General features: G+C 47.1%; 42 protein-coding genes. 40 read left to right on the forward strand and 2 right to left on the reverse strand.

Annotated elements, in window-relative coordinates; genetic code table 11:
• The 27 genes from rplB to rplQ form a co-directional block, all read left to right on the forward strand.
• Positions 1-710 (forward strand): 50S ribosomal protein L2 (gene rplB / locus IJN28_02315; protein ID MBQ6712609.1); only part of this gene is annotated, 710 nt, incomplete at its 5' end.
• Positions 711-797: 87 nt separating this feature from the next.
• Positions 798-1,076 (forward strand): 30S ribosomal protein S19, encoded by a 279-nt coding sequence (gene rpsS / locus IJN28_02320; GenBank protein MBQ6712610.1) that lies wholly within the window; start codon positions 798-800, stop codon positions 1,074-1,076.
• Positions 1,077-1,105: 29 nt separating this feature from the next.
• Positions 1,106-1,438: a 50S ribosomal protein L22 gene (gene rplV, locus IJN28_02325; GenBank protein MBQ6712611.1), complete on the forward strand. Its 333-nt coding sequence runs from the start codon at positions 1,106-1,108 to the stop codon at positions 1,436-1,438.
• A gap of 18 nt (positions 1,439-1,456) precedes the next feature.
• Positions 1,457-2,125 carry a 30S ribosomal protein S3 gene (rpsC, locus tag IJN28_02330; GenBank protein ID MBQ6712612.1) on the forward strand — a complete coding sequence of 223 codons (669 nt, stop codon included), beginning with the start codon at positions 1,457-1,459 and terminating at the stop codon, positions 2,123-2,125.
• Positions 2,125-2,571, forward strand: coding sequence for a 50S ribosomal protein L16 (gene rplP / locus IJN28_02335; GenBank protein ID MBQ6712613.1), 447 nt, complete (start codon positions 2,125-2,127; stop codon positions 2,569-2,571). Before rpsC ends, rplP begins: the two co-directional genes overlap by 1 nt.
• A complete protein-coding gene (gene rpmC, locus IJN28_02340; GenBank protein MBQ6712614.1) occupies positions 2,561-2,755 on the forward strand; it encodes a 50S ribosomal protein L29 in 195 nt (64 codons plus the stop codon). Before rplP ends, rpmC begins: the two co-directional genes overlap by 11 nt.
• Before the next feature lie 46 nt (positions 2,756-2,801).
• Entirely contained in the window at positions 2,802-3,059 is a 258-nt protein-coding gene (rpsQ, locus tag IJN28_02345) for a 30S ribosomal protein S17 (protein ID MBQ6712615.1), read from the forward strand.
• A 44-nt stretch (positions 3,060-3,103) separates the two neighbouring features.
• Positions 3,104-3,472, forward strand: coding sequence for a 50S ribosomal protein L14 (gene rplN, locus IJN28_02350; protein MBQ6712616.1), 369 nt, complete (start codon positions 3,104-3,106; stop codon positions 3,470-3,472).
• Between the two features lie 16 nt (positions 3,473-3,488).
• Entirely contained in the window at positions 3,489-3,824 is a 336-nt protein-coding gene (rplX, locus tag IJN28_02355; GenBank protein MBQ6712617.1) for a 50S ribosomal protein L24, read from the forward strand.
• A gap of 21 nt (positions 3,825-3,845) precedes the next feature.
• Positions 3,846-4,385, forward strand: coding sequence for a 50S ribosomal protein L5 (gene rplE / locus IJN28_02360; GenBank protein ID MBQ6712618.1), 540 nt, complete (start codon positions 3,846-3,848; stop codon positions 4,383-4,385).
• Positions 4,386-4,397: 12 nt separating this feature from the next.
• Complete coding sequence (locus IJN28_02365; GenBank protein MBQ6712619.1) at positions 4,398-4,583, forward strand: type Z 30S ribosomal protein S14; 186 nt, start codon at positions 4,398-4,400, stop codon at positions 4,581-4,583.
• Positions 4,584-4,609: 26 nt separating this feature from the next.
• Complete coding sequence (gene rpsH / locus IJN28_02370) at positions 4,610-5,008, forward strand: 30S ribosomal protein S8 (protein ID MBQ6712620.1); 399 nt, start codon at positions 4,610-4,612, stop codon at positions 5,006-5,008.
• A gap of 27 nt (positions 5,009-5,035) precedes the next feature.
• Positions 5,036-5,581 carry a 50S ribosomal protein L6 gene (gene rplF, locus IJN28_02375; GenBank protein MBQ6712621.1) on the forward strand — a complete coding sequence of 182 codons (546 nt, stop codon included), beginning with the start codon at positions 5,036-5,038 and terminating at the stop codon, positions 5,579-5,581.
• A gap of 26 nt (positions 5,582-5,607) precedes the next feature.
• Positions 5,608-5,976 (forward strand): 50S ribosomal protein L18, encoded by a 369-nt coding sequence (gene rplR / locus IJN28_02380; GenBank protein ID MBQ6712622.1) that lies wholly within the window; start codon positions 5,608-5,610, stop codon positions 5,974-5,976.
• Positions 5,977-5,998: 22 nt separating this feature from the next.
• Entirely contained in the window at positions 5,999-6,499 is a 501-nt protein-coding gene (gene rpsE, locus IJN28_02385) for a 30S ribosomal protein S5 (protein MBQ6712623.1), read from the forward strand.
• A gap of 10 nt (positions 6,500-6,509) precedes the next feature.
• Positions 6,510-6,692, forward strand: coding sequence for a 50S ribosomal protein L30 (gene rpmD, locus IJN28_02390; protein ID MBQ6712624.1), 183 nt, complete (start codon positions 6,510-6,512; stop codon positions 6,690-6,692).
• Between the two features lie 24 nt (positions 6,693-6,716).
• Complete coding sequence (gene rplO / locus IJN28_02395; protein ID MBQ6712625.1) at positions 6,717-7,157, forward strand: 50S ribosomal protein L15; 441 nt, start codon at positions 6,717-6,719, stop codon at positions 7,155-7,157.
• On the forward strand, positions 7,158-8,414 hold the full coding sequence (secY, locus tag IJN28_02400; GenBank protein MBQ6712626.1) for a preprotein translocase subunit SecY: 1,257 nt from the start codon (positions 7,158-7,160) through the stop codon (positions 8,412-8,414).
• Between the two features lie 13 nt (positions 8,415-8,427).
• Positions 8,428-9,075 (forward strand): adenylate kinase, encoded by a 648-nt coding sequence (locus IJN28_02405; protein MBQ6712627.1) that lies wholly within the window; start codon positions 8,428-8,430, stop codon positions 9,073-9,075.
• A gap of 5 nt (positions 9,076-9,080) precedes the next feature.
• Complete coding sequence (map, locus tag IJN28_02410) at positions 9,081-9,830, forward strand: type I methionyl aminopeptidase (GenBank protein ID MBQ6712628.1); 750 nt, start codon at positions 9,081-9,083, stop codon at positions 9,828-9,830.
• A gap of 78 nt (positions 9,831-9,908) precedes the next feature.
• Positions 9,909-10,127 carry a translation initiation factor IF-1 gene (gene infA, locus IJN28_02415; protein ID MBQ6712629.1) on the forward strand — a complete coding sequence of 73 codons (219 nt, stop codon included), beginning with the start codon at positions 9,909-9,911 and terminating at the stop codon, positions 10,125-10,127.
• Positions 10,128-10,172: 45 nt separating this feature from the next.
• Positions 10,173-10,286, forward strand: a complete 114-nt coding sequence (gene rpmJ / locus IJN28_02420) for a 50S ribosomal protein L36 (protein MBQ6712630.1) — start codon at positions 10,173-10,175, stop codon at positions 10,284-10,286.
• A 19-nt stretch (positions 10,287-10,305) separates the two neighbouring features.
• Positions 10,306-10,674 (forward strand): 30S ribosomal protein S13, encoded by a 369-nt coding sequence (gene rpsM / locus IJN28_02425; GenBank protein MBQ6712631.1) that lies wholly within the window; start codon positions 10,306-10,308, stop codon positions 10,672-10,674.
• 13 nt (positions 10,675-10,687) lie between these two features.
• Positions 10,688-11,080: a 30S ribosomal protein S11 gene (rpsK, locus tag IJN28_02430; protein MBQ6712632.1), complete on the forward strand. Its 393-nt coding sequence runs from the start codon at positions 10,688-10,690 to the stop codon at positions 11,078-11,080.
• Positions 11,081-11,098: 18 nt separating this feature from the next.
• Positions 11,099-11,692, forward strand: a complete 594-nt coding sequence (rpsD, locus tag IJN28_02435) for a 30S ribosomal protein S4 (GenBank protein MBQ6712633.1) — start codon at positions 11,099-11,101, stop codon at positions 11,690-11,692.
• Positions 11,693-11,751: 59 nt separating this feature from the next.
• Positions 11,752-12,711 carry a DNA-directed RNA polymerase subunit alpha gene (locus IJN28_02440; protein ID MBQ6712634.1) on the forward strand — a complete coding sequence of 320 codons (960 nt, stop codon included), beginning with the start codon at positions 11,752-11,754 and terminating at the stop codon, positions 12,709-12,711.
• 11 nt (positions 12,712-12,722) lie between these two features.
• Positions 12,723-13,061, forward strand: a complete 339-nt coding sequence (gene rplQ, locus IJN28_02445; GenBank protein ID MBQ6712635.1) for a 50S ribosomal protein L17 — start codon at positions 12,723-12,725, stop codon at positions 13,059-13,061.
• 198 nt (positions 13,062-13,259) lie between these two features.
• On the opposite strand, the gene IJN28_02450 is transcribed toward rplQ, so the two are convergent.
• Positions 13,260-14,480, reverse strand: coding sequence for an SEL1-like repeat protein (locus IJN28_02450; protein MBQ6712636.1), 1,221 nt, complete (start codon positions 14,478-14,480; stop codon positions 13,260-13,262).
• A 30-nt stretch (positions 14,481-14,510) separates the two neighbouring features.
• Positions 14,511-16,295 (reverse strand): sel1 repeat family protein, encoded by a 1,785-nt coding sequence (locus tag IJN28_02455; GenBank protein MBQ6712637.1) that lies wholly within the window; start codon positions 16,293-16,295, stop codon positions 14,511-14,513.
• Between the two features lie 220 nt (positions 16,296-16,515).
• Here IJN28_02455 and IJN28_02460 point away from each other — a divergent pair, with 220 nt between their 5' ends.
• The 13 genes from IJN28_02460 to raiA form a co-directional block, all read left to right on the forward strand.
• Positions 16,516-17,382, forward strand: a complete 867-nt coding sequence (locus tag IJN28_02460; protein ID MBQ6712638.1) for an energy-coupling factor transporter ATPase — start codon at positions 16,516-16,518, stop codon at positions 17,380-17,382.
• Entirely contained in the window at positions 17,367-18,230 is an 864-nt protein-coding gene (locus IJN28_02465; GenBank protein MBQ6712639.1) for an energy-coupling factor transporter ATPase, read from the forward strand. Before IJN28_02460 ends, IJN28_02465 begins: the two co-directional genes overlap by 16 nt.
• Positions 18,220-19,035 carry an energy-coupling factor transporter transmembrane protein EcfT gene (locus IJN28_02470; protein MBQ6712640.1) on the forward strand — a complete coding sequence of 272 codons (816 nt, stop codon included), beginning with the start codon at positions 18,220-18,222 and terminating at the stop codon, positions 19,033-19,035. Before IJN28_02465 ends, IJN28_02470 begins: the two co-directional genes overlap by 11 nt.
• Before the next feature lies 1 nt (position 19,036).
• Positions 19,037-19,819: a tRNA pseudouridine(38-40) synthase TruA gene (gene truA, locus IJN28_02475; protein MBQ6712641.1), complete on the forward strand. Its 783-nt coding sequence runs from the start codon at positions 19,037-19,039 to the stop codon at positions 19,817-19,819.
• Between the two features lie 120 nt (positions 19,820-19,939).
• Positions 19,940-20,380, forward strand: a complete 441-nt coding sequence (rplM, locus tag IJN28_02480) for a 50S ribosomal protein L13 (GenBank protein MBQ6712642.1) — start codon at positions 19,940-19,942, stop codon at positions 20,378-20,380.
• 22 nt (positions 20,381-20,402) lie between these two features.
• Complete coding sequence (gene rpsI / locus IJN28_02485) at positions 20,403-20,795, forward strand: 30S ribosomal protein S9 (GenBank protein ID MBQ6712643.1); 393 nt, start codon at positions 20,403-20,405, stop codon at positions 20,793-20,795.
• Positions 20,796-20,873: 78 nt separating this feature from the next.
• The gene (locus IJN28_02490; protein ID MBQ6712644.1) at positions 20,874-21,302 is read left to right on the forward strand and encodes a PaaI family thioesterase; all 429 of its coding nucleotides are present in this window, start codon (positions 20,874-20,876) and stop codon (positions 21,300-21,302) included.
• A gap of 336 nt (positions 21,303-21,638) precedes the next feature.
• Entirely contained in the window at positions 21,639-21,926 is a 288-nt protein-coding gene (locus tag IJN28_02495; GenBank protein MBQ6712645.1) for a zinc-ribbon domain containing protein, read from the forward strand.
• A 55-nt stretch (positions 21,927-21,981) separates the two neighbouring features.
• Positions 21,982-22,758, forward strand: coding sequence for a basic amino acid ABC transporter substrate-binding protein (locus IJN28_02500; GenBank protein ID MBQ6712646.1), 777 nt, complete (start codon positions 21,982-21,984; stop codon positions 22,756-22,758).
• Between the two features lie 151 nt (positions 22,759-22,909).
• Positions 22,910-23,575, forward strand: a complete 666-nt coding sequence (locus IJN28_02505) for an amino acid ABC transporter permease (GenBank protein ID MBQ6712647.1) — start codon at positions 22,910-22,912, stop codon at positions 23,573-23,575.
• Positions 23,562-24,281 carry an amino acid ABC transporter ATP-binding protein gene (locus IJN28_02510; protein ID MBQ6712648.1) on the forward strand — a complete coding sequence of 240 codons (720 nt, stop codon included), beginning with the start codon at positions 23,562-23,564 and terminating at the stop codon, positions 24,279-24,281. Before IJN28_02505 ends, IJN28_02510 begins: the two co-directional genes overlap by 14 nt.
• Positions 24,282-24,368: 87 nt before the next feature.
• Positions 24,369-24,566, forward strand: a complete 198-nt coding sequence (locus IJN28_02515) for a cold shock domain-containing protein (GenBank protein MBQ6712649.1) — start codon at positions 24,369-24,371, stop codon at positions 24,564-24,566.
• A gap of 172 nt (positions 24,567-24,738) precedes the next feature.
• On the forward strand, positions 24,739-25,184 hold a 446-nt coding region (gene raiA / locus IJN28_02520), incomplete at its 3' end, for a ribosome-associated translation inhibitor RaiA (protein MBQ6712650.1).

Consider the following 25,184-nt stretch of genomic DNA (forward strand, 5'->3'; position numbering starts at 1 on the left):
AAGGCGGTCGTAACCAGCAGGGTCGCTTAACTGTTAGACATCAGGGCGGCGGTCACAAACGTTTATATAGAATCATTGACTTCAAACGTAACAAAGACGGTGTACCGGCAGTTGTTGCAACGATCGAATACGATCCGAACCGTTCGGCACGCATCGCTCTCTTGAATTATGTGGATGGCGAAAAACGCTACATCCTCGCACCGAATGGCCTTAAAGTAGGCGATAAAGTGGTAAGCGGTCCGGAAGCAGATATTAAACCGGGTAACGCACTTCCGCTCAAAAACATTCCGGTTGGTACGATGCTTCACAACATCGAAATGAAAATCGGTAAAGGTGGCCAGCTCGTTCGTTCCGCTGGTACGGGCGCACAGCTCATGGCTAAAGAAGGCGAACATGCACTTCTCCGTTTGCCGTCGGGCGAACTTAGAAAAGTACATGTTAATTGTAAAGCTACCATCGGTCAGGTAGGTAACCTTGAACATGAAAACATCACGATCGGTAAAGCAGGTCGTTCCCGTTGGATGGGCGTTCGTCCGGCTAACCGCGGTGTTGTAATGAATCCGTGTGACCATCCGCACGGCGGTGGTGAAGGTCGTTCGCCGGTCGGCCGTAAACATCCGGTTACTCCTTGGGGCAAACATGCTATGGGTGCTAAAACTCGTCGCAAAAAAGCTTCGGATAAATTGATTGTAAAACGCCGCACGAAATAAGATAGTGCAGCGTAGACGAAAATAGAAGGATGGAGCGCCGCTTGGCGGTGATCTCCTCCACGTTTTCCTGAAAGGAGGAAACTACTAGTGTCTAGATCTACTAAAAAAGGACCTTTCGTTGCAGAGAGCTTGATGAAAAAAGTTGAAGCAATGAACGAAGCTGGTGAGAAAAAAGTTATCAAAACTTGGTCGCGCAGCTCTACGATCTTCCCGAACTTCGTTGGACACACGATTGCAGTACATGACGGTCGCAAACACGTACCGGTTTATGTAACGGAAGATATGGTTGGCCATAAACTCGGTGAATTCGCACCGACTCGTACGTATAGAGGACACGGTTCGGAAAAATCGACCGGCTTGAGATAAGTAAGTATTTGCTGAAAGGAGGCTGTGCTATGGAAGCTAAAGCCGTTGCAAAACATGTGCGCATCACGCCTCGCAAAATGCGCATTGTAATGAACTTGATTCGTGGCAAAAATGTAAAAGAAGCATTTGCTATCCTTAAATTCACGCCGAAAGTTGGCGCTGAAGTTTTGGAAAAAGTGTTGAAATCGGCAGTTGCTAATGCTGAACATAATTTTGATATGAACGTTGATAACCTTTATGTCTCTACTGCATTCGTAGATCAGGGTCCGACCTTGAAACGCATTCATCCTCGTTCCAGAGGACAGGCGTTCAAAATCTTGAAACGCAGCAGTCACGTCACCATTATGGTGAAAGAGAGATAATAAAAGGAGGGAAACGATTTGGGTCAGAAAGTTAATCCGCATGGTTTACGTCTTGGTGTTATCAAAACCTGGGATGCTAAATGGTATGCAGACAAAGATTATGCAGAAAAACTGCATGAAGATATTAAAATCCGCAAGCACTTGAAAGAAAAACTCTTCAGTGCAGGCGTATCGAAAATTGAAACGGAACGCGCAGCAAAACGTTTGAAAATCACGATCCACACGGCTAAACCGGGTATGGTAATCGGCCGCGGCGGTTCCGGTATCGAAGAAATCAAAGCAGGTCTTAAAAAATTGACCGACAAGCATGTTGACATCAACATCGCTGAAATCAAACAGCCGGATATGGATTCCTATTTGGTTGCAGAAAACATTGCAGCGCAGCTCGAACGCCGTATCGCGTTCCGCCGTGCAATGAAACAGGCAGTTACTCGCACGATGCGTCTTGGCGCAAAAGGTATTAAAGTAATGGTAAGCGGTCGTCTTGGCGGCGCGGAAATCGCTCGCAGCGAAAGCTACCGTGAAGGAAGCATTCCGCTTCATACTTTGCGTGCTGATATCGACTACGGAACAGCTGAAGCACATACGACTTACGGCCGTATCGGCGTAAAAGTATGGATCTACAAAGGCGAAGTTTTGCCGGAGATGAAAAAAGTCGCTGCCGTTAGCGAAGGGAGCGAAGCATAATGTTATTACCAAAAAGAGTGAAACATCGTAAGCAGTTCCGCGGCCGTATGAAAGGTAAAGCACAGCGCGGCAACAAAGTAACGCATGGTGACTTTGGCCTTCAGGCTCTTGAACCGGCTTGGATCACGAACCGTCAGATTGAAGCGGCTCGTATTGCAATGACTCGTTACATCAAACGTGGCGGTCAGGTATGGATCAAAATTTTCCCGGACAAACCGATCACGGCTAAACCGGCTGAAACTCGTATGGGTAGCGGTAAAGGTTCCCCGGAATACTGGGTAGCAGTAGTAAAACCGGGTCGTGTAATGTTCGAAATGGATGGCGTAGCGGAAGAAGTAGCCAAAGAAGCAATGCGTCTTGCATCGCACAAACTTCCGATCAAAACGCGCTTCATTAAACGTGAAGAAACGGCAAACGCGGAGGGCGGTGAAGTAAATGAAGGTTAAAGAAATCCGTGAAATGAATCAGAACGAACTTAACCAGAAGCTTGCTTCCCTGAAAGAAGAACTCTTCAACTTGAGATTCCAATTAGCAACGGGACAGCTTGAAAATCCGATGCGAATCAAAGAAGTTAAAAAGACGATTGCTCGCATCAAAACGATCCAGCGCGAGCAGGAATTGCAAGCGTAACGTTCTTGCCGAATAGGTGAGATAAGAACGGAAGGAGGAAACAAGCATGGAACAAAGAAATGAGCGCAAAGTCAGAATTGGCAAAGTAGTCAGCGACAAAATGGATAAAACTGTTGTTGTAGCTGTTGAGCGTTTGGTACAGCATCCGTTGTACAAAAAACCGGTAAAAAATACGCAGAGATTCAAAGCTCATGATGAAAACAATGAGTGCAAATTGGGCGATACTGTCGCAATGATGGAAACTCGTCCGCTCTCGAAAGATAAACGTTGGAGAGTCACTGAGATCTTAGAAAGAGCGAAATAATCTAACTAAGACTAAAGTGAGCTGAATGAAAAGGAGGGATAACCGTGATCCAACAGCAGACTATGCTGAGTGTTGGCGACAACAGCGGTGCAAAAGAAATTATGTGCATTCGCGTGATGGGCGGTTCTTATCGTAAATATGCCAATATCGGTGATATTATCGTAGCTGCAGTTAAATCTGCATCCCCGGGTGGCGCAGTTAAAAAAGGCGACGTTGTGAAAGCAGTAGTTGTTCGTTCGAAAAAAGGTTTGCGCCGTTCGGACGGTTCGTACATTCGTTTCGACGAAAACGCAGCTGTAATCATTAAAGACGATAAATCCCCGAGAGGTACGCGTATCTTCGGACCAGTTGCAAGAGAATTGCGTGAAAAAGACTTCATGAAAATCATCTCGCTGGCTCCGGAAGTAATCTAATTAGGAGGCCCAGATAATGACGCAAGCAAAATTGCACGTTAAAAAAGGCGATACGGTACTCGTATTGTCCGGTAAAGATAAAGGCAAACAGGCAAAAGTTATTGCTGCAATGCCTGCAAAAGGCAAAGTCGTTGTAGAAGGCGTTAACAAAGTAAAACGTCACACGAAACCGACTCAGGCTGCTCCGCAGGGTGGCATTGTAGTAAAAGAAATGCCGATGCATTCTTCTAAAGTAATGCTCGTTTGCCCGGCTTGTAAAAAAGCAACGAGAATTAAGAAAACTGCACTTGCAAGCGGTAAATTCGTTCGTGCTTGCAAAAAATGCGGTGAAATCGTAGATAAAGAAAAATAATCGCAGGAAGGAGATCTGTCAGTGACTAGACTGCAAGAAAAATACCTGAATGAAACAACCAAACAATTGGTGGAACAGTTCGGATATAAAAACGTAATGGAAATTCCTAAGATTGAAAAAGTTGTTTTGAATATGGGCGTTGGTGAAGCTGTCGGCAATCCGAAAGTATTGGATGCAGCTGTAAACGACATGACGCAGATCACCGGCCAGAAACCGGTAATCACGAAAGCTAAAAAATCCTTGGCAGCGTTCAAACTGCGTGAAGGTATGCCGATCGGCTGCAAAGTTACGCTTCGCGGCAATCGCATGTATGAATTCCTCGACAAATTCATGAACGTAGCACTCCCGCGCGTACGTGACTTCCGTGGCGTAAGCCCGAAATCGTTCGACGGCCGTGGTAACTATGCAATGGGTTTGAAAGAGCAGCTCATTTTCCCGGAAATTGAGTACGATAAAATCGACAAACTTCGCGGGATGGATATTATTATTGTAACGACTGCCAAAACGGACGAAGAAGCAAGAGCGCTTCTGAAATTCATGGGCATGCCGTTCTCTGAATAAGGAGGGACACTTGTGGCAAGAAAAGCGTTAATCCAGAAATGGAGCAATGAGCCGAAGTATAAAGTACGTAAATACAATCGATGCAAAATTTGCGGTCGTCCGCACGGATACTTGCGCAAATTTGACATGTGCCGTATTTGTTTTAGAGAACAGAGCTACAAAGGTGCCATTCCAGGGGTAACCAAAGCTAGTTGGTAAGAATAACGGAAGGAGGCTAAAACCATATGGTAATGACCGATCCGATTGCTGATATGCTTACGCGCGTTCGTAATGCAAATTCGGTATATCATGAAAAAGTAGAGATCCCGGGTTCCAAAATCAAACAGGCAATTGCGGGTATTTTGAAAGAAGAAGGTTTCATCAAAGATTTCGAAGTAATCAACGATGATAAACAAGGTGTTATTCGCGTGAGCTTGAAATATGGCCCGAATCGCGAAAAGATTATTACCGGCATCAAACGCATCTCGAAACCGGGCTTGCGTGTTTATGCGAAAAAAGAAGAACTCCCGCGCGTTTTGGGTGGTCTCGGTATCGCAATTATCTCGACTTCGCAGGGTGTAATGAGCGACAAAGAAGCTCGTCGTAAAAACCTTGGCGGCGAAGTAATCGCATATATTTGGTAAGAACGTTTTTCGTTAGGAGGTGTGCAAATGTCCAGAATAGGTAGAGCGCCTATCACCGTTCCTGCAGGTGTAACGATCACTCAGAACGGTAATGTCGTAACAGTAAAAGGCCCGAAAGGCGAATTGACTCGTGAATTCGTAGCTGACATGATCATCGAAGTTGCTGACAACACGATCACGGTAAAACGCCCGACGGACAACAAAGAACATAGAGCCCTTCACGGCCTCACTCGTACGCTCCTCAATAACATGGTTATTGGCGTAACGGCAGGCTTCAGCAAAACTCTCGAAATCAACGGTGTTGGTTACAGAGCAGCAAAACAGGGCAACAACATCAACCTTTCTTTGGGTTTCTCCCATCCGGTTATCGTAGAACCGCCGACGGGTATCACATTTGAAGTACCGGCACCGAACAGAATCATCGTATCCGGTATCAACAAAGAAGTAGTTGGTGCAATGGCAGCGAAAATCCGCGGCTATCGCCAGCCGGAACCGTACAAAGGTAAAGGTATCAAATACGAAGGTGAAGTTATTCGTCGTAAAGTCGGTAAAGCCGGCGGTAAGAAAAAATAAGCGCTTTATAGAAAGGAGTGAACAACTTGCTTCATAAAGGTGATAAAAATGCCGCTCGTAAAAAGCGTCATTTCAGAGTAAGAAATCGTATCTCCGGTACTGCAGCAAGACCGAGACTTAACGTATTCAGAAGCTTGAAACACGTTTACGCTCAGGTTATCAACGATGTAACGGGTGAAACGCTCGTATCGGCAAGCACGGTAGATAAAGAAGTAGCAGCACAGATCCAGTTCGGTGGCAACATCGAAGCAGCGAAAGCAGTAGGTACTGTAGTTGCACAGCGTGCCCTTGAAAAAGGAATCAAAGAAGTTGTATTCGATCGCGGAGGTTACCTCTACCATGGTAGAGTAGCTGCATTGGCAGAAGCTGCGCGCGAAGCAGGCTTGGAATTCTAATTTTTGCGAAGGAGGTAACCTAATGGCCAGAATGGAACAGACAGCTTCTGAATTTCAGGAGAAAGTCGTATATATCAACCGAGTTGCTAAGGTCGTAAAAGGCGGTCGTCGCTTTTCGTTCAGCGCACTCGTTGTTGTTGGTGATGAAAACGGTACGGTAGGCGCAGGTCTTGGTAAAGCAAGCGAAGTACCGGAAGCAATCAGAAAAGGCATCGAAGATGCTAAGAAAAACTTGATCAAAGTTCCGCTCGTTGGAACGACGATTCCGCATCAGATCAACGGTGTATTCGGCGCAGGTAAAGTTCTCTTGAAACCTGCAGTAGAAGGTACCGGTGTTATCGCTGGCGGTCCGGTACGTGCCGTATTGGAATTAGCCGGTGTACATGACATCTTGACGAAATCGCTCGGCTCTTCGAACCCGAACAACATGGTTCGTGCAACCCTCAAAGGTCTCGAACAGTTGAAAAAAGCAGAAGAAGTTGCAGCGCTTCGCGGTAAAACAGTTCAGGAACTTTTGGGTTAAGGAGGAGCTAATAATGGCAAAAGTCAAAATTACTCTTACCAGAAGCCTGATCGGCAGACCGCAGGATCAAAGAGCAACGGTAAGAGCACTCGGTCTCGGTAAAATCAACAGCACAGTTGAACAGGAAGACAACGCAGTAATCCGCGGTATGATCTTCAAAGTAAAACACTTGGTAAAAGTAGAAGAAATCTAATTATAGAATAAGGAGGTGCTGAGAATGAAGTTACATGAATTGTCTCCGGCACTCGGCTCCAAGAAAGTAGCTACTCGCGTAGGTCGCGGTCTTGGTTCCGGCTTGGGCAAAACGTCTGGTAAAGGCCATAAAGGTCAGAAAGCACGTAGCGGCGGCGGTGTTCGTCCGGGCTTCGAAGGTGGCCAGATGCCCCTCTATCGTAGAATTCCGAAACGTGGTTTCTTCAACCGCTTCGGTAAAGAATACGCTGAAATCAACGTTGAAGTTTTGAACGTATTCGAAGAAGGCACAGTTGTTGATCCGGTAGCTTTGATTGAAGCCGGCATCATTAAAAACGTACGTGATGGTATTCGCGTATTAGGAAATGGAGAAGTGACGAAATCCCTCACTGTAATTGCTAATGGATTTAGCAAATCCGCAGCTGAAAAAATTACGGCAGCAGGCGGCAAAGTTGAGGTGATCTAAGTGCTTTCAGCATTATCCAACATACTCAAGATCACTGAGTTGAAAGATAAGATCGTCTTCACACTTATGATGTTCTTCATCTTTCGTTTGGGTACGCACATCCCGGTACCGGGCGTCGATCCAACAGCTATCGAGCAGCTCTTCGCGAGCGGTAGTCTGTTCGGTCTCTTAGACCTCTTCTCCGGTGGCGCGCTGAGTAAGTTCTCCATCTTTGCAATGAGTATCACACCATACATCAATGCGTCGATCATCATGCAGCTCTTGACCGTTGTTGTTCCGAAATTAGAGCAATGGTCGAAAGAAGGCGTTGAAGGTCGTAAGAAAATTACGCAGACGACGCGATATGGTACGGTACTTCTCGGATTTATCCAAGCACTTGGTATGGCATATGGCCTCAAAGAAGCTATCATGTACCCGGGTGTTGGATCGGTCCTTCTTATCGCACTCACATTAACAGCCGGCACAGCATTTTTGATGTGGCTCGGCGAACAAATCACAGCAAACGGTATCGGTAATGGCATCTCCCTCATCATCTTTGCAGGGGTCATCTCCAGATTACCGGAAGGCATTATGATGATCTTCGAATACCTCTCCGTAGGTACGATCAGCATCTTTAATGCAATATTATTCTTCGTAATTGCTCTTGTCATGATCGTATTCGTTATCGCGCTTACGCAAGGGCAGCGCCGTATCTCGGTCCAGTACGCAAAACGTATGGTCGGCCGTAAAATGTACGGTGGTCAAACGACGCACATCCCCCTGAAGGTCAATCAGGCAGGCGTCATCCCAATAATCTTTGCGTCATCCGTGCTGATGTTCCCGGCAACCATAGCCCAGTTTATTGATATCGCCTGGGTGCAAACCGTGGCAGGATGGTTTGAGTGGGGAAGCCCGTTGAATACATGTCTTTATGTACTTCTCATCCTCTTCTTCACGTATTTCTATACTGCGGTTACCATGAACATATCGGATATGGCAGAGAACATGAAAAAATCCGGCGGTTTTATTCCGGGACTTCGTCCGGGAAAGCCAACTGCAGATTATTTGGATCGTGTAATGACTCGTATCACTCTTGCAGGCGCAGTTGCTCTTGCATTGGTAGCGATCCTGCCGAACTTCATCGCAGCAGCTACCAACATTGAAGGTGTCTACTTCGGTGGTACCGCCTTACTCATCGCTGTCGGTGTATCTCTTGATACCATGAAACAGATCGAAGCGATGGTGCTCATGCGCCACTACCAAGGGTTCATGAAATAAGGGAGGAACAATCATGCATATTCTCTTGATGGGCCCGCCGGGTGCCGGCAAAGGTACGCAGGCGGCAAAATTAGTACAAGAATACAACGTCCCGCACATCTCCACAGGTGATATGTTCCGAGCTGCTGTAAAAGCAGGCACTCCGCTTGGCAAACAAGCAAAAGAGTGCATGGACGCAGGTAAACTTGTACCGGACAGTGTAACGATTGGTATCGTCAAAGAACGTTTGGCGCAGGACGACTGCAAAAAAGGTTTCTTACTCGACGGATTCCCGAGAACGGCTGAACAAGCAACAGCGCTCGACGAGATCTTGCCGGAAATCGGTATTCAGTTGACTCGCGTCATCAATATCGACGTTCCGAAAGAAGACCTCATTGAACGTGCAGTAGGTCGCCGCATCTGCAGAAAATGCGGAGCAACCTACCACATCGCCTTCAACCCGACCAAGGAAGACGGCATTTGCGATGCATGTCAAGGAGAACTTTATCAGCGTGCAGACGACTGTGAAGAAACGATGCGCAACAGACTCGACGTCTACGGTGCACAGACCCAGCCCCTTATAGACTACTATCAGGCACAAGGTCTTTACACAGCCATCGAAGGTCGTCAAGCGATTGACAAAGTATTTCACGATATAGTAGCTGCACTGAAAGGCGAATAAATAGGATGATCATCCTAAAATCGGATCGAGAAATCGAATACATGCGAGATGCAGGCAGAATCGTTGCCGAAACGCACGAAGAAGTCAGGAAAGCCGTAAGGCCCGGCATCAGCACACTCGAACTTGATAAGATCGCCGAAAAATATATAAAAAGTCAGGGAGCAATTCCTGCATTCAAAGGATACTACGGTTTTTCGGGAAGCATCTGCGCTTCCGTAAGCTGTGAAGTCGTTCACGGCATACCGAAAAAAGGGCGCAAGCTCAAAAATGGTGACAACATCAGCATCGATATTGGCGCCATGATAAACGGCTACAACGGAGACGCAGCCATCACTCATCCTGTCGGAGACATCGGTGAAGAGATGGAAAAGCTTCTTCGAATCACCGAAGAATCCCTATACAAAGGCATTGAAAAAGCGATAGCAGGGAATCGTCTTGGGGATATTTCTCATGCTGTACAAACACACGCGGAAAACAATGGGTTTGGTGTAGTGCGAGACTATGTCGGACATGGTATCGGAAGACGGATTCATGAAGATCCGCAAATACCAAACTACGGCAATGCCGGACATGGCCCGAGGCTTTCGGCGGGAATGACACTCGCCATCGAGCCGATGCTCAACGCAGGGACATGGGAAGTGAAAACACTTGCAGACGGTTGGACCGTCGTAACCAAAGACGGAAAACCATCCGCACACTTTGAACATACCATCGCGATCACCGATGGTAAACCGGAAATCTTAACACGCAGGTAATGCGTAAGAGAGTATCGCATAGCAAGGTGACTTGCTATAACAACAAATCGTAAGAAGCGGACGAGGAGGGAATATCTCGTGTCCAAACAAGACGTAATCGAGGTAGAAGGTACAGTTCTGGAAGCTCTTCCTAATGCTATGTTTCAAGTAGAATTAGAAAATGGGCATGTTGTACTGGCTCACGTATCGGGTAAGATCAGAATGAACTTCATTCGAATCTTGCCGGGTGACAAAGTCACCATCGAACTGACGCCGTACGATTTAAAACGTGGCCGTATTACCTACCGTTTCAAATAAGTCCTGCTGTATAGCAGACGAAAAAAGAAAAGGAGGAAATTGCAAATGAAAGTGAGACCGTCGGTTAAACCCATTTGTGAAAAATGCAAAGTTATTAAACGCAAAGGCAACGTAATGGTGATTTGTGAAAATCCCAAACATAAACAAAAACAAGGATAAGATAGGAGGTGCTCTATAGATGGCACGTATTGCCGGTATTGACTTACCACGTGATAAACGAATTGAAATTGCTTTGACATATATCTATGGAATCGGTCTTTCCTTATCGAAAGAAATCTTGGCAGCAACGGGTATCAGCCCGGACACTCGCACGAGAGACTTGACAGAAGAAGAAGTTTCCAAACTTCGTGAAATCATTGATAAAGAGTACATCGTAGAAGGTGACCTTCGTCGCGAAGAATCTCTTAACATCAAACGTTTGATCGAAATCGGTTCCTACCGTGGCAGAAGACATCGTATGGGTCTTCCGGTTCGCGGACAGAACACCAAAAATAATGCTCGCACCCGCAAAGGCCCGAAAAGAGCCGTCAGCGGCAAAAAGAAATAAGGAGGGATAACTTTTGGTAGCGAAAAAAGTGGCTAGACCGAAAAGAAAAGAACGTAAAAATATCGAGCATGGCTGTGCTCATATCCGTTCTACGTTCAACAATACAATCGTGACGATCACGGATACCAAAGGTAATGCGCTTTCCTGGGCAAGCGCAGGTGGCCTTGGCTTCCGCGGCTCCAGAAAGAGCACTCCGTTTGCTGCACAGATGGCTGCGGAAACGGCAGCGAAAGCAGCAATGGAACATGGTCTTAAACAGGTAGAAGTATCTGTTAAAGGTCCTGGTGCAGGACGTGAAGCAGCAATCAGAGCGCTGCAGGCAGCAGGTCTCGAAGTTAACTCGATCAAAGACGTAACTCCGATCCCGCACAACGGCTGTCGTCCGCCGAAACGCAGAAGAGTCTAATAGGAGGTGCAGAAATAGATGGCAATTGATAGAGTACCGGCTCTCAAAAGATGTAGAGCTCTTGGACTGGAACCGGCTTTCATCGGCCGCAGCAAACAGTCGAACCGTCAGCCGAAACGCGCCGGCAAAAAAATGAGCGAGTATGGTATCCAGCTTCGTGAAAAACAGAAAGCAAAATTCATTTACGGCGTATTGGAAAAACAGTTCAGAAAATATTATGAAAAAGCAAAAACGATGTCCGGCATCACCGGTGAAAACTTGCTCATCCTCTTGGAAAGACGCGCAGACAACATCGTTTTCCGTATGGGCTTGGCAGCAACTCGTCGTCAGGCACGTCAGATCGTTTCCCATGGTCATATCTTGGTAAACGGTAAAAAAATGAACATTCCGTCCGCACTCTTGAAAGCAGGCGATGTAGTAACGATCAAAGAAAAAAGCCGTGGCACGGCACTTTTCAAAGACATGGCAGAAACTGCTACGGCTTTGGACGTACCGGCATGGATCACCTTTGACGCACAGAACCTCGCCGGCACAATCGAACGTCTTCCGAACCGTGAAGAAATCGACGTACCGGTTGAAGAACAAATGATCGTAGAGTTGTACTCCAGATAAGATATCTCTTATGGGTATCGCGTAAAAGTAATTACGCATTAATGAGGAGGTTAACCTAGATGATCGAAATTGAAAAGCCGAAAATCGAAACCATCGAAGTAAGCGAAGATGGTCGTTATGGTAAATTCGTGTGCGAACCGCTCGAACGTGGATACGGTACGACGCTTGGCAACAGCCTGCGCCGTATCCTTCTCTCCTCGCTCCAGGGCGCAGCGATCACATCCATCAGAATCGACGGCGTACTCCATGAATTCTCTGCAGTACCCGGCGTAAGAGAAGATGTTACCAACATCATCCTCAATCTTAAAATGCTCTGTCTGAAAATGTATTCCGACGAGCCCAAAAAGATCTACATCGATGTAGAAGGCGAAAAAGAAGTTACAGCGGCTGACATCATTGCCGATGCAGATATCGAGATCCTTAACCCTGATCTTCATATCGCAACCGTCAATGAAAAAGGTTCTCTCAAAATCGAAATGATTGTAGAAACCGGCCGTGGTTATACGCCGGCTGACAAAAACAAAAAGCCGGATCAAGTAATCGGTGAGATTCCGATCGATTCCATTTTCTCGCCGATCCAGAGAGTAAACTATACCGTATCCGACACGCGCGTAGGCAACGTCACCAACTATGACAAACTTACGCTCGAAGTATGGACAGACGGTAGCATGTGCCCGGAAGAAGCGATCAGCAAATCCGCAAGCATCATGATTGCATATTTGCGCTTATTCCAGAACATGGCGGGCGCGCCGACAGAAGATGAAGGCGTAGAAGGCACTTTCTGCGAACCTGCTGAAAGCGGAGAATCCAAAACGCTTGAAATGACAATTGAAGACCTCGACCTCTCGGTACGTTCTTACAACTGTCTCAAACGTGCAGGCATCAACACCGTAGCAGAACTCGTTCAGAAAAGTGAAGACGACATGATGAAAGTACGTAACTTGGGCAAAAAATCCCTGGACGAAGTGAAGAAAAAATTAATCGAGCTCAACCTCGGTTTGGCAGAAATCGAAGAATAGGAGGAAAGACAATGGCTTACAGAAAATTAGGACGTGACTCCAGCGCACGTAAAGCATTGTTCCGCAGCATGTTGACTTCCTTCTTTGCATGTGAGAGAATTGAAACTACTGAAGCGAAAGCGAAAGAAGTCAGCAAACTCGCTGACCAGATGATCACGTTGGCAAAACGTGGCGACTTGCACGCTCGCAGACAAGTATTGGCAGTACTCTTGGACGAAGAAGTGACGAGAAAATTGTTTGATACAATTGCGCCGAAATACAGCGAACGCAATGGCGGTTACACGAGAGTTTTGAAAACTGCTCCGCGCCGTGGCGACGCTGCACCGATGGCAATTCTTGAATTGGTATAATAATGATAGCCGGATTGCTCTTGAGTGATCTGGTTTTCATTTCGTGTGAGGAAAAAGAGCAAGATCCATCTAACGTGGAACTTGCTCTTTTTTATTATATCGAATCGTCTTTATATTGAACCGTGTAAAAAATGGCAAAAAAGATCGCCTACCGATAGTGGTAGACGATCTTTTTATTTTATTCGCAAGGTAATACTTTTATTGATTCATCTTTGCCAAAGCCTCTTTCGCAATCTCATGCCCCTGCTCGGCGGCTTTCGTCAGCCAATGTTTTGCCTGCGTTTCATCTTTCGTTATACCTGTGCCGTTTTGGTAGCAGAGAGCCAGTGCGTATTGAGCATCCTTGTCGCCCTGCTCGGCAGCCTTCGTGTACCATTCTACTGCCTTCGCTTCATCTTTCTCTACACCATGCCCGAGCATATAGCAATCGCCTAAATGATATTGTGCTCTATCAATATTCTGATAGGCAGATTTTTGCCATAAGTCGAAGGCTTTGGAGTAATCTTGCTCGACACCGTGGCCGTTGTAGTAGCAGACTCCAAGATTGTTTTGTGCCGTAGCAAAACCTTGATCAACAGCTTTGGTGTACCAGTATACGGCTTGCTTTTCATCTTTTTCGGTGCCGATACCTTCGTAGTAGCAGATAGCGAGGTTATATTGTGCTTTAACATACCCTTGTTCGGCAGCTTTTTGATACCAAGAAATGGCTTGTTTTTCGTTTTTTTCGATTATGGCACCTTGGTAATAATGGAATGCTAAGTTGTATTGTGCAACGGCATATCCATGCTCGGCAGCTTTAGTGAACCAGTATACAGCTTTTTTGTTGTTTTGCTCGATACCTATTCCTTTCGCATAACAACTAGCCAGAGCATTTTGTGCTACGACATTCCCTTGCTTGGAAGCTTTTTGAAACCAATAGAAGGCTTTTTTATGGTCTTGTTTGGTGCCGATCCCGTTATGATAGCAGAGAGCCAGTTGTCCTTGTGCAGGCGCATACCCTTGCTCGGCAACTTTTTGCCACCAGTAGAAGGCCTTTTCTTGGTCTTGCTTGGTGCCGACTCCGTCTTGATAGCAGAGAGCCAGAGGGGCTTGTGCAGGCGCATACCCTTGGTTGGCAGCTTTGGTAAGCCAATAGAAGGCTTTTTCATTGTCTTGTTCGATACCGTTTCCGTCATGATAGCAGATTGCCAAAGCAAGTTGCGCTTTCACATCGCCTGCCTTAGCTTTCTGCTGATAGTCAGCGATCTTGAACGTATCTGTCATTTCTTGGATAATGCGTTCTTTGTCGCTTGCACTTACTTCACTTGCCGTGCATATGGGCATCACATCACGGAGAATATTCGGCATGATACATACCGATGCACAGGAAAGTGCGGTGAGGATAAAGATGCGTTTGATATGCTTTGATAGCGTTTTCATTGTATATATCTCCTTTGAACCCGAGATTGGTTACTGTTTCGTCATTATTGCAATCGCTTCTTGGGCGGGTGGGTAGCCTTGTTTGGCAGCTTTTTTGAGCCAGTAGGCAGATGTTTCGATGCTTTTTTCTGTACCTGTTCCTTCTGCATAGCAGAGGGCTAAGTCATATTGTGCTTCTGCCAGACCTTGTTCGGCAGCTTTGGTGAACCAATAGACGGCTTGGGTCATGTCTTTTTCTACACCTCTGCCTTCGCAGTAACAGCGAGCGAGGTTGTATTGAGCCGGGGCAAAGTTTTGGTCGGCAGCTTTTTTGACCCAGTATATGGCCTTATTATAATCTTGTGTGATACCTTTTCCGTAGTAGTAGCAGACGGCAAGTTCTGTTTGGGCATCGACGTTGCCTTGCTCGGCGGCTTTGGTGAACCAATGTACGGCTTGTTTGTCATCTTGAGGGATGCCGATACCGCTATAATAGCAGAAGGCGAGTTCGGTCTGGGCTTTGTCGTGACCTTGCTCGGCGGCCTTGGTAAACCAGTAGACAGCTTTTGTATCGTCTTTTTCAACGAAAGTGCCGCTTTGGCAGAAGGTGGCGAGCTGGTGCTGTGCATCGACATATCCCTGCTCGGCGGCTTTGGTGAGCCAGTATACGGCTTGTGTGTCGTCTTTTTCTATACCTATGCCTTCAGAATAACAGCAAGCCAGATTATATTGGGCAGGAGCGAAGTTCTGCTCGGCGGCTTTTTTGAGCCAATATATGGCTTGTACATTATCTTGTTGAGTACCATCGCCAACGATGTAGCAGAATGCCAGTTCGGTCTGTGCATCAGCAATACCTTGCTCGGCGGATTTGGTATACCAATATACGGCTTGGGTGTCATTTTTTTCTGTACCGATACCGTTTTTATAGCAGAGTGCAAGACCGCATTGTGCACGTGGATGCCCTTGTTCGGCAGCTTTTGTAAGCCAATAAAAGAGTTTGCTATCATCTTTTTCAACACCGATGCCATCTCCATAGTAGGCGGCTAACTTAGCTTGCGCAACGGCATGACCTTGAGTGGCGGCTTTGGTAACCCAATGTACGGCTTGCGAGTCATCTTTTTCTACGCCTTTACCGTTTTGATAACAGAGAGCCAGCTTGAACTGGGCTTCGGCATGACCTTGCTCGGCGGCTTGGGTATACCAGTATGCGGCTTGTGTATCGTCTTGTTTAATACCGATGCCGTTTCTGTAACATTCTCCCAGCGAGAATTGTGCTTCTGCCAGTCCTTGCCCAGCGGCTTTTTGATACCATGTGAATGCTTTTTGGCCATTTTGTTCGGTCCCGATACCGTGCTCGTAATGGTATGCCAGATTAGTCTGTGCTTCGGGGAGTCCTTGCTCGGCTGCCGCGGTGAACCAATGTACAGCTTTTTGACGATTTTGTTTGGTGCCTATTCCGTTATCGTAGCAGAGAGCCAGATTGAATTGCGAAACTGCATCACCTTGTTCGGCAGCTTTTTGCCACCAGTGGAAGGCTTTTTCGTTATCTTGTTTGATACCGTTCCCGCTGTAATATGTATAAGCCAAACGGCGTTGTGCGGCGATGTCGCCTGCTTCGGCGTTCTGCTGATAGTCAGCGATCTTAAATGCTTCCATCATTTCTTGGCTGATATTCTCTTGTGCGAATGTGAGGGGCAGTGCATCGCTCGCACTTACTTTACTTGCCGTGCATACGGGCATCATATCATAGAATATATTCGGCATGATATATACCGATGCACAGGAGAGTGCGGTGAGGATGAGGGCACGTTTTATATTCTTCGACAGTTTTTTCATCGTGTGTAGCTCCTTTAGGCGGATAAGCGTTTGTTACCTTTATTATACAAGAAAAGAAACTTTGTGAGTAGGGGAGACGTGTATTTCGCGGACGGTGGGGTAGTGGCGGACTGTATTTATTGCGAGAGGTAGTTGTATACATGGGAAAATACTTGCCGACTTTGGCGGCAGGCGATATAATTAAATATTATAGCCGAATCTTATGATTCGCTTTATATTCATGAATAACAACATAAAATGGGAGAGAAACAGCGTGCAAATTGAAGTGAAAAATCTAAGCCACCACTATGTTGGGGCAGAAGACAATCAACCCCCTGCGCTTGACCATGTGAATCTGACCATTGATGAGGGTGAGTTCGTTGCGATCATCGGCACGAACGGCTCGGGCAAGTCAACGCTTGCCAAGCATCTGAACGGCCTACTGTTGCCGTCGGAAGGCGAATGTCTCGTCGATGGGATGTCAACACTCGATTATGAGTATATCTGGGATATCCGCCAGAAGGTCGGTATGGTGTTCCAGAATCCCGATAACCAGCTCGTTGCGACTGTCGTGGAAGAAGATGTCGCATTCGGTCCCGAGAATAACGGTGTAGAGCCTGCGGAGATCCGTCGTCGCGTAGACGATGCGCTTCGTCGTGTCGGTATGGAAGCGTTCCGCGATCATGCACCGCATCGCCTGTCGGGCGGTCAAAAACAGCGTATTGCGATTGCAGGTGCGCTCGCGATGGATTCGCGCTGGCTCGTACTGGATGAACCGACTGCCATGCTCGATCCGCAAGGTCGTCAGGAAGTTCTCGGTATCGTCAAACGCCTTCATAAGGAAGAAGGCATCGGTATCGTCTACATCACACACTACATGGAAGAGGCCGTCGCGGCTGATCGTGTTGTCGTGATGAAAAACGGCGTTATCTTGACGGAGGGTACTCCGCATGAAATTTTTACGCAGACGAAAATGCTTGAGGAGCTCGGTCTTACTGTTCCTGTGGCTACGCTCCTTGCTGACAGACTGCGTGCGGCAGGTCTTGATCTTCCGCAAAATATCATCACAGATGAAGAATTGGCGGTGGCATTATGTCAATTACGTTAAATAATGTTACACATACCTACATGACAGGAACACCGTTTGAACGTACGGCTATCAAGAACGTATCGTTCTCTATCAACGAGGGCGAGTTCGTCGCTATCATTGGTCATACGGGCTCGGGTAAATCGACTCTCGTACAGCACCTCAACGGCCTTCTCGTGCCGACGACGGGTACGGTCACGGTCGACGGTACCGATATCAATACGAAAAAAGCAGAATCCCTTGCCGCACGACGCAAAGTCGGCATGGTATTCCAATATCCCGAATATCAGCTGTTCGAAGAAACGATCGCCGCCGATATTGCGTTTGGTCCGCGCAACTTCGGCTTGGATGAAGATGAGGTGGACGAGCGTGTACGTGAGGCGATGGAGTTCGCCGATCTCGATTACGAGCAGTACGCACAGCGTTCTCCGTTCCAACTGTCGGGCGGACAGATGCGCCGTGTGGCGATCGCAGGTGTGATCGCGCTCAAACCGCGCTATCTCATTTTGGACGAGCCTGCCGCAGGTCTTGATCCGATCGGCAAGCGCGTCATTTTTGACAAGATAAAAGGGCTCCATGAACACGGTACGACTGTTATCCTCGTATCGCACAACATGGACGATGTTGCCAAGATGGCAGACCGCATCTTCGTCATGCATCAAGGCGTGCTGGCGGCGAGCGGTACACCTAAGGAGATATTCGCTCAGCGTGATCTTCTGAAAGAAGCAGGCCTTGATGTACCGCCTGTTACCGAAACGCTCCGCTGTCTGAAAGAGTACGGTTTTTCTGTTGATGATACCGTTCTCGATATCGACGATGCGGCTCAAAGCGTATTGCAAGCAGTAAGGGGGGATCGTCATGCTGAATGATATCACACTCGGACAATATATCCCGTCCAACTCACTCATACATCGTCTTGATCCGCGTACGAAAATTATCGGACTTCTCCTCTACATCAGCGGTATCTTTATCGTTGAGAGCTACCTTGCGTATGCATTTCTCGGTGCGTTCGGCATCACTGTGGTAAAGCTGTCTGAAGTACCGCTCAAAATGATCCTCAAGTCACTAAAACCGCTCTGGTTTATCGTACTTTTCACTGCACTCATCCATCTGTTCGTTACCCCGGGCACGCCCATTATGACGGTCGGCAGTTTCACGATGACGTGGGAAGGTCTTGACCAAGGGCTTCTTATGGGTATCCGTCTTCTCTTGTTGATGAGTTTCGCGACGCTTCTGACGTATACGACATCACCGATCGCTCTCACTGATGCGATAGAACGCCTTCTCAAACCGCTTTCGCGATTCGGCGTGCCTGCGCATGAGCTTGCGATGATGATGACGATCGCGCTTCGTTTCATTCCGACGCTTATTGATGAAACAGACCGCATCATGAAAGCACAGCGTTCGCGCGGTGCCGATTTCAGCTCGGGCAGTCTTCTTCGTCGCGTTCGCTGCCTGATCCCGCTTCTCGTACCGCTCTTCATCAGCGCATTCCGTCGTGCCGATGAGCTTGCTGTTGCGATGGAAGCACGCTGTTACCGCGGAGGCGACCACCGCACCCGTATGCGTACGCTTGCATACACGTCGCTCGACCGCAATGCGTATATTGCCGTATTCGTTCTTCTCGCTATTATTATTGCGATCCGCATAGGAAAAACGTGCTATGGGATGTAATATGGAAAATGCGCGCAATATCAAGATGATCGTTGCTTACGACGGTACGAACTATCACGGATTCCAGCGGCAAAAGAATGCGCTTGCGATACAGGAAGTCCTTGAAGATACGATGTCACCCATCTTTGGCCACCCTGTATGGATCATCGGCTCGGGTCGTACCGATACGGGCGTTCATGCACGTGCGCAGACGATCAACTTTACCACGACATCGCGCATCCCTGTAGATAAGATGCCTATCGCCGTCAACAGCCGCTTGCCGCGTGATATCGCGATATTATCGGCAGAAGAAGTGGAGGCGGACTTCCATGCAAGATTTTCTGCCGAAGAAAAAACGTATGCTTACCAGCTCCTCATCTCGGAATGTCCCGATCCGTTTGCCAATGCTTATGTATGGCAGGTAAAAAAACCGCTCAGACTAGACTTGATGCGTGATGCGCTCTCTATCGTCGTCGGTACGCATGATTTTTCCTCGTTCGAAGCATCGGGCAGTGCCGTGCGCGACCCTGTCCGTACCATCTTTGAGGCGACCCTGACCGAAGAGGAAAATAGCCGCGTTACGATCAGGCTTCGCGGGAACGGATTCCTCTACCATATGGTCAGAAATATCGTCGGCACCCTTGTCGATGTCGGGCTTGGGCGGACGAGCGTAGAAGGATTTCGGGATATTATGGAAGCCCATGACAGAAGGAAGGCAGGTGTCACCGCACCACCGCAGGGACTGTTTTTGGAAAATGTACGTTATCCCAAAAAATATTACAAAAAAGATGAAAATACTCCTTGACAAGAGGGGAACGTTTCATTAGAATATCTTTATGGAACTACGCGGTTGATTCCACTAGCCCCGGAAGATATTGCTATCGGGTTCTGTACAACAACAGCTATGATAAGGAGGGATATTCGCATGAAAACCACTTTTATGGCAAACGCGGCAACAGTTGAACGCAAATGGTATGTTGTCGATGCCGAAGGTAAAACTTTAGGTAGATTAGCCGCTGAAGTTGCAAAAGTTCTTCGCGGTAAACATAAACCGACTTTTACGCCGCACGTTGATACGGGCGACTTCGTAATCGTTGTAAACGCAGAGAAAATTGCCCTCACTGGCAAAAAAATGACGCAGAAAACGTACTTCCGTCATTCCGGTTACCCGGGTGGCACGACGTTTACGACTGTTGAGCAGATGCTCGCAAAACAGCCGGAACGCGTTGTTGAATTGGCAGTAAAAGGTATGCTTCCGAAAAACACGCTCGGTCGTCAGATGTTCCGTAAATTGAACGTCTACGCAGGTGCTCAGCATCCGCACGCAGCACAGAAACCGGAAGTACTCGAAATTAACGTAAGATAATCCGGAAAGGAGGAACATAATTATGGCATTGGTTACTTACTACGGCACTGGCCGCAGAAAAACCTCGGTTGCTAGAGTTCGTCTGGTTCCGGGTGAAGGTAATATTGTGATCAACAAACGTCCGTTGGCTGAATACTTCGGTCTTAAAACGCTCGAATTGATCATCAAACAGCCGTTGAACTTGACTGAAACGATCGGCAAATACGATGTTATCGCAACTGTAGAAGGTGGCGGTCCGTCCGGACAAGCAGGTGCTATCCGTCACGGTATCTCCCGCGCACTCCTCGAAGTTGACGCTGAACTTCGTCCGGCTCTCAAAAGAGCAGGTTTCTTGACGCGTGATGCACGTGAAAAAGAACGCCGTAAATACGGTCTCAAAAAAGCTCGTAAAGCATCCCAGTTCTCGAAACGTTAAGATCGTCTATGCAGACATCTTCCAAAACCTCGCATCTATGGTGCGAGGTTTTGTTTTTACGAAGAAGGAGGAGTCCGGATGAAAGAACAAAAAGAGATATCCTTATCGGAAGCGATTCGAACCTTTTATGACAAAAATCCGTTCGTTCAGCATCTCGATATGCAGATCGACTATATCTCAGACGGCAAGACGCGCCTTGTGATGATGGTAGACGAGGCAAAACATACCAACTTTTACGGTGTGGCGCACGGCGGTGCACTTGCATCGCTTGCCGATACGGCGATGGGCTCTGCTTGTCTGTCGGTCGGCAAGAAGGTCGTCACGATCGAGATGAACTTTAACTGTATCAAACCTGCACCGGCAGGCAAAAATATCGTGGCAGAGGCTAGCATCCTTCATAACGGAAGCAAGACCATCATTGCCGAAGCCGAGATCCGCGGGGAGGACGGTACTCTTCTTGTCAAAGCACGCGGGTCATTTTTCGTAATTGGGCAGTTAACAGACTGATTCTTGGATAAAAAAGATAGTATATACAAAAATTGTCTTGCAATTATCCGCAACAAAACGTATAATCAAAATCAAGAGGCGGAATGCTTAGGTCCGTGGTTGAAAGTCGATGCCAGTCGCAGGCAAAACGATCCACGTAAGAAGCGCAAAGTCGCTTTGATCATGGTGCGGCTTAGAGGTTAGTCCTGCCGGGAATGACAATAATTTAACCCGAGAGAAGTAGTAGTGAGGGAGATGAGCTCTAATAGCGAACCTTCCAGCAGGCGGGTGTGGGGTCAAAGACCAGGTCGGCTAAGCAAGATGCTTTTTAGATTTCATATGCAAGGGGATATTTTAATGACTTTCGTAGACAAAACGTTAACGTGCAAAGACTGTGGAGCTGAGTTCATTTTCAGCGCAGGCGAACAAGAATTTTATGCGGAAAAAGGTTTCGAAAACGAACCGATTCGTTGCCGCGCTTGCCGTGAAGCAAGAAAACAGAATCGTGAAGGTTCGAACTACCAGCCGCGCGAAATGTACGAAGTAGTTTGTGCAGAATGTGGCGTAACGACGCAGGTTCCGTTCCAGCCGCGTAATGACCGTCCGGTTTACTGCCGCGAATGCTTCAACGCACGCAAAAGATAAATCATTATGCCCGGCCTAGGTCGGGCTTTTGTATTTAAAAAGGAGGAAACAAACAATGAGCAAAAAACTGTTAATGCTCTTGTCGGCACTTTTGATGGTCGTTGTAATGGCTGTTGCGGGTTGCGGACAGGACAAAGCAAAAAGCGATGCGAAAGTTCTTCGCGTCGGTACGGAAGCTACATACGCTCCGTTCGAATTCCAGGATGACAAAAGCAAAGAATATATCGGCTTCGATATGGATCTTATCCGTGCTGTCGGTAAACAGATGGGTTATGAAGTTCAGATCCAGAATCTCGCATTCGATGGTTTGATCCCGGCTCTCGAAGCAGGCAACATCGACATCGCTGCATCCGGTATGACGATCACGGAAGAACGTGCGAAAAAAGTTCTTTTTTCTGAACCGTATTACAAAGCAGGTATCTCTGTTATGGTCAAAGAAGGCAATAACGATATCAAATCGTTTGATGACCTCGCAGGCAAAAGTGTAGCTGTTCAGATCGGTACGGTATCGGCTGAAGCTGCTTCCAAAATTCCGAACGCAAAAGTTCGTGAATTCAACAACTCTTCCGAAGTTTATCTTGAACTCGGTATTGGCGGTGTAGATGCTGCTATCAATGACCTTCCGGTAAGCGCATACTACTTGCAGCAGAATCCGAATTGCGGCAACAAAATTCTTCCGGAAATTCGTTCGGTCGAATCGTACGGTTTTGCAATGTACAAAAAAGATACCGACCTCAAAGCAAAAGTTGACGCAGCACTCGCTGAACTCAAGAAAAACGGCGAATACGAAAAAATTTACATGAAATGGTTCAAACAGAAACCGCAGGCATAAGCTAAGCTGATGCAAAAATATACGAAGGCTGTTTCCTCGAAAAATGGGGAAACAGCCTTTTTTATTTCATTTGCAGGTTGATTCGTTGCGCGTGGTGCGGTATAATTAAATGTAATGTGCTTATAAAAATGAAGAAATATAGGTGAAGCAAATGAATTTGGATTTTAGTGTAGTATTTAAAGTATTGCCGCTTCTCTTAGAGGGGGCTGCCGTTACGATCGAGATCACGGCACTCAGCGTAGGCTTCGGTTTTATCATCGGTATGCTCGTCGGCGTCGCAAGACTTGCGAAGATGCGTCCGCTCAAATGGCTCGCGATGATCTATATCGACTTTATCCGCGGAACGCCGCTTCTCGTACAGATCTTCTTGATCTATTTCGCACTTCCGATGATCACGGGAACGCGTATCGACCCGTTCTTTGCGGCAATCACAGCCTGCAGTATCAATAGTGGTGCGTACATAGCAGAAATCTTCCGCGCAGGTATCCAGTCGATCGACAAAGGTCAGATCGAAGCAGGACGTTCGCTCGGTCTTAACTGGTTCCAGACGATGCGTTATGTCGTTATGCCGCAGGCGTTCAAACGTGTTATCCCGCCGCTCGGCAATGAGTTCATCGCCATGCTCAAAGACTCGTCCTTGGTATCTGTTATCGGGTTCGAAGAACTTACGCGTCGCGGTCAGCTCATCATTGCGAAAACATACAGTTCGTTTGAAATTTGGATGGCTGTCGCTATTTTGTATTTGATCATGACCTTGACGATCTCTCGTCTGGTCGCATACTTGGAGCGGAGGTACAACGTTGATGATCGACATTAAGGAGCTTAAAAAAGACTTTGGAAAAATATCGGTACTGAAAGGTGTCAACCTCTCGGTAGATGAAGGCGAAGTAGTCGTTATCATCGGACCGAGCGGCTCGGGCAAAAGCACGATCCTTCGCTGTATCAACTATCTCGAACAGCCGACAGGCGGCGAGATCATCGTTGACGGCATTTCCTTGAACAGTGATACAAACGTTGACCTCGTTCGTAAAGAGGTCGGCATGGTATTCCAGAGATTCCATCTCTTCCCGCATATGACGGCACTTGAGAACATCATGCTCGCACCGATGAAAGTACGCAAACTCTCTCGTGAGCAGGCAGAAGAAGAAGCACGCCAGCTTCTCGCCAAAGTAGGCCTCTCCGAAAAAGCAGACCAGTACCCCGAAAAACTGTCGGGTGGTCAGCAGCAGCGTGTAGCGATCGCTCGTGCGCTTGCGATGAAACCGAAGATCATGCTCTTCGACGAACCGACTTCGGCACTCGATCCCGAGATGGTCAAAGAGGTATTGAACGTTATGAAAGCACTTGCCAAAGAAGGTATGACGATGGTCGTCGTCACGCATGAGATGGGCTTTGCACGCGAAGTAGCAACGCGCGTAGCGTTCGTTGATGAAGGCAAGATCCTCGAACTTGCTACGCCGGAAGAGCTGTTCACCAATCCGCAGCACGCTCGTACAAAGGAATTTTTATCCAAAATATCGTAATTCGGTTGACAAATTTCTCCAACTCTGCTATACTAAAGCACGTGGTCACAAGGTAGTGTCCAGTTTATATCTAGGAGGAATTTCACAATGATTGGTAAGGTTAAATGGTTCAGCGCAGAAAAAGGCTACGGATTCATTGAAGGAGAAGACGGTGCAGATGTATTCGTACATTTCTCGGCTATCCAGGATCAGGGCTTCAAAACGTTGACCGAAGGTCAAGAAGTTGAATTCGAGATCGTTGAAGGTGCGCGCGGACCGCAGGCGGCTAACGTCGTTAAAAAATAATCTGTTATGATATCAGACCCGACTTTTATGAAGTCGGGTTTTGTTTTTGGATAAGAAATTAGATAATTCAGAAAAGAGTAAAATTTTTTCAAAAAAGCAAGATGGATAGTAGGATTTTTCTTTTTTGTGGCGAAATAATATAACATAGGACCTAGGAAAGGGGAAATGTTCTATGGCAAAATTCACAGTAAGAGGGAAAAATATCGAGATTACTCCCGCACTGAAAGATTATGTTGAAAAGCGCGTGGGTAAGGTGGACCGCTTCTTCGAAGTGGGCGAAGTAACAGTTATTCTTACCGTAGAAAAAGGCCAGCATATTGTAGAAGTAACGATTCCTCTCGGCGGCATGATTCTGCGCGGGGAAGAATCGACTATGGATATGTACACCTCGATCGATTTGGTATCGGAAAAACTTGAACGTCAGATTGAAAAATACAAAGCAAAAATGGAAAAACGTTATCGCGGCAGTATCAAGGAGGTTGCTCTTGCAGAAGTGACGCCGCATACGGAGCCGGATACGGAAGAGTTTGTTATTAAGAAAACGAAACGTTTCGCGATCAAACCGATGGATGTTCAGGAAGCGATCATGCAGATGAACCTTGTCAACCATGATTTCTA

This window comes from Selenomonadales bacterium, assembly GCA_017442105.1.
Classification (GTDB): domain Bacteria; phylum Bacillota; class Negativicutes; order RGIG982; family RGIG982; genus RGIG982.

What these genes read in the sequence shown, in the direction of transcription:
- truA (MBQ6712641.1), top strand. Translation starts at nt 19,037, where the DNA reads ATGGAAAATGCGCGCAATATCAAGATGATCGTTGCTTACGACGGTACG.
- IJN28_02455 (MBQ6712637.1), bottom strand. Translation starts at nt 16,295, where the DNA reads ATGAAAAAACTGTCGAAGAATATAAAACGTGCCCTCATCCTCACCGCA.
- IJN28_02495 (MBQ6712645.1), top strand. Translation starts at nt 21,639, where the DNA reads ATGACTTTCGTAGACAAAACGTTAACGTGCAAAGACTGTGGAGCTGAG.
- IJN28_02465 (MBQ6712639.1), top strand. Translation starts at nt 17,367, where the DNA reads ATGTCAATTACGTTAAATAATGTTACACATACCTACATGACAGGAACA.
- rpsE (MBQ6712623.1), top strand. Translation starts at nt 5,999, where the DNA reads ATGGCCAGAATGGAACAGACAGCTTCTGAATTTCAGGAGAAAGTCGTA.
- IJN28_02510 (MBQ6712648.1), top strand. Translation starts at nt 23,562, where the DNA reads ATGATCGACATTAAGGAGCTTAAAAAAGACTTTGGAAAAATATCGGTA.
- rplM (MBQ6712642.1), top strand. Translation starts at nt 19,940, where the DNA reads ATGAAAACCACTTTTATGGCAAACGCGGCAACAGTTGAACGCAAATGG.
- rplF (MBQ6712621.1), top strand. Translation starts at nt 5,036, where the DNA reads ATGTCCAGAATAGGTAGAGCGCCTATCACCGTTCCTGCAGGTGTAACG.
- rplX (MBQ6712617.1), top strand. Translation starts at nt 3,489, where the DNA reads ATGACGCAAGCAAAATTGCACGTTAAAAAAGGCGATACGGTACTCGTA.
- rplO (MBQ6712625.1), top strand. Translation starts at nt 6,717, where the DNA reads ATGAAGTTACATGAATTGTCTCCGGCACTCGGCTCCAAGAAAGTAGCT.
- IJN28_02505 (MBQ6712647.1), top strand. Translation starts at nt 22,910, where the DNA reads ATGAATTTGGATTTTAGTGTAGTATTTAAAGTATTGCCGCTTCTCTTA.
- IJN28_02405 (MBQ6712627.1), top strand. Translation starts at nt 8,428, where the DNA reads ATGCATATTCTCTTGATGGGCCCGCCGGGTGCCGGCAAAGGTACGCAG.
- rpmJ (MBQ6712630.1), top strand. Translation starts at nt 10,173, where the DNA reads ATGAAAGTGAGACCGTCGGTTAAACCCATTTGTGAAAAATGCAAAGTT.
- rpsQ (MBQ6712615.1), top strand. Translation starts at nt 2,802, where the DNA reads ATGGAACAAAGAAATGAGCGCAAAGTCAGAATTGGCAAAGTAGTCAGC.
- rpsM (MBQ6712631.1), top strand. Translation starts at nt 10,306, where the DNA reads ATGGCACGTATTGCCGGTATTGACTTACCACGTGATAAACGAATTGAA.
- IJN28_02500 (MBQ6712646.1), top strand. Translation starts at nt 21,982, where the DNA reads ATGAGCAAAAAACTGTTAATGCTCTTGTCGGCACTTTTGATGGTCGTT.
- IJN28_02440 (MBQ6712634.1), top strand. Translation starts at nt 11,752, where the DNA reads ATGATCGAAATTGAAAAGCCGAAAATCGAAACCATCGAAGTAAGCGAA.
- IJN28_02460 (MBQ6712638.1), top strand. Translation starts at nt 16,516, where the DNA reads ATGAATAACAACATAAAATGGGAGAGAAACAGCGTGCAAATTGAAGTG.
- rpsD (MBQ6712633.1), top strand. Translation starts at nt 11,099, where the DNA reads ATGGCAATTGATAGAGTACCGGCTCTCAAAAGATGTAGAGCTCTTGGA.
- IJN28_02470 (MBQ6712640.1), top strand. Translation starts at nt 18,220, where the DNA reads ATGCTGAATGATATCACACTCGGACAATATATCCCGTCCAACTCACTC.
- rplP (MBQ6712613.1), top strand. Translation starts at nt 2,125, where the DNA reads ATGTTATTACCAAAAAGAGTGAAACATCGTAAGCAGTTCCGCGGCCGT.
- rplQ (MBQ6712635.1), top strand. Translation starts at nt 12,723, where the DNA reads ATGGCTTACAGAAAATTAGGACGTGACTCCAGCGCACGTAAAGCATTG.
- rpmC (MBQ6712614.1), top strand. Translation starts at nt 2,561, where the DNA reads ATGAAGGTTAAAGAAATCCGTGAAATGAATCAGAACGAACTTAACCAG.
- IJN28_02450 (MBQ6712636.1), bottom strand. Translation starts at nt 14,480, where the DNA reads ATGAAAACGCTATCAAAGCATATCAAACGCATCTTTATCCTCACCGCA.
- rplV (MBQ6712611.1), top strand. Translation starts at nt 1,106, where the DNA reads ATGGAAGCTAAAGCCGTTGCAAAACATGTGCGCATCACGCCTCGCAAA.
- rpsH (MBQ6712620.1), top strand. Translation starts at nt 4,610, where the DNA reads ATGGTAATGACCGATCCGATTGCTGATATGCTTACGCGCGTTCGTAAT.
- rpsI (MBQ6712643.1), top strand. Translation starts at nt 20,403, where the DNA reads ATGGCATTGGTTACTTACTACGGCACTGGCCGCAGAAAAACCTCGGTT.
- IJN28_02515 (MBQ6712649.1), top strand. Translation starts at nt 24,369, where the DNA reads ATGATTGGTAAGGTTAAATGGTTCAGCGCAGAAAAAGGCTACGGATTC.
- IJN28_02490 (MBQ6712644.1), top strand. Translation starts at nt 20,874, where the DNA reads ATGAAAGAACAAAAAGAGATATCCTTATCGGAAGCGATTCGAACCTTT.
- map (MBQ6712628.1), top strand. Translation starts at nt 9,081, where the DNA reads ATGATCATCCTAAAATCGGATCGAGAAATCGAATACATGCGAGATGCA.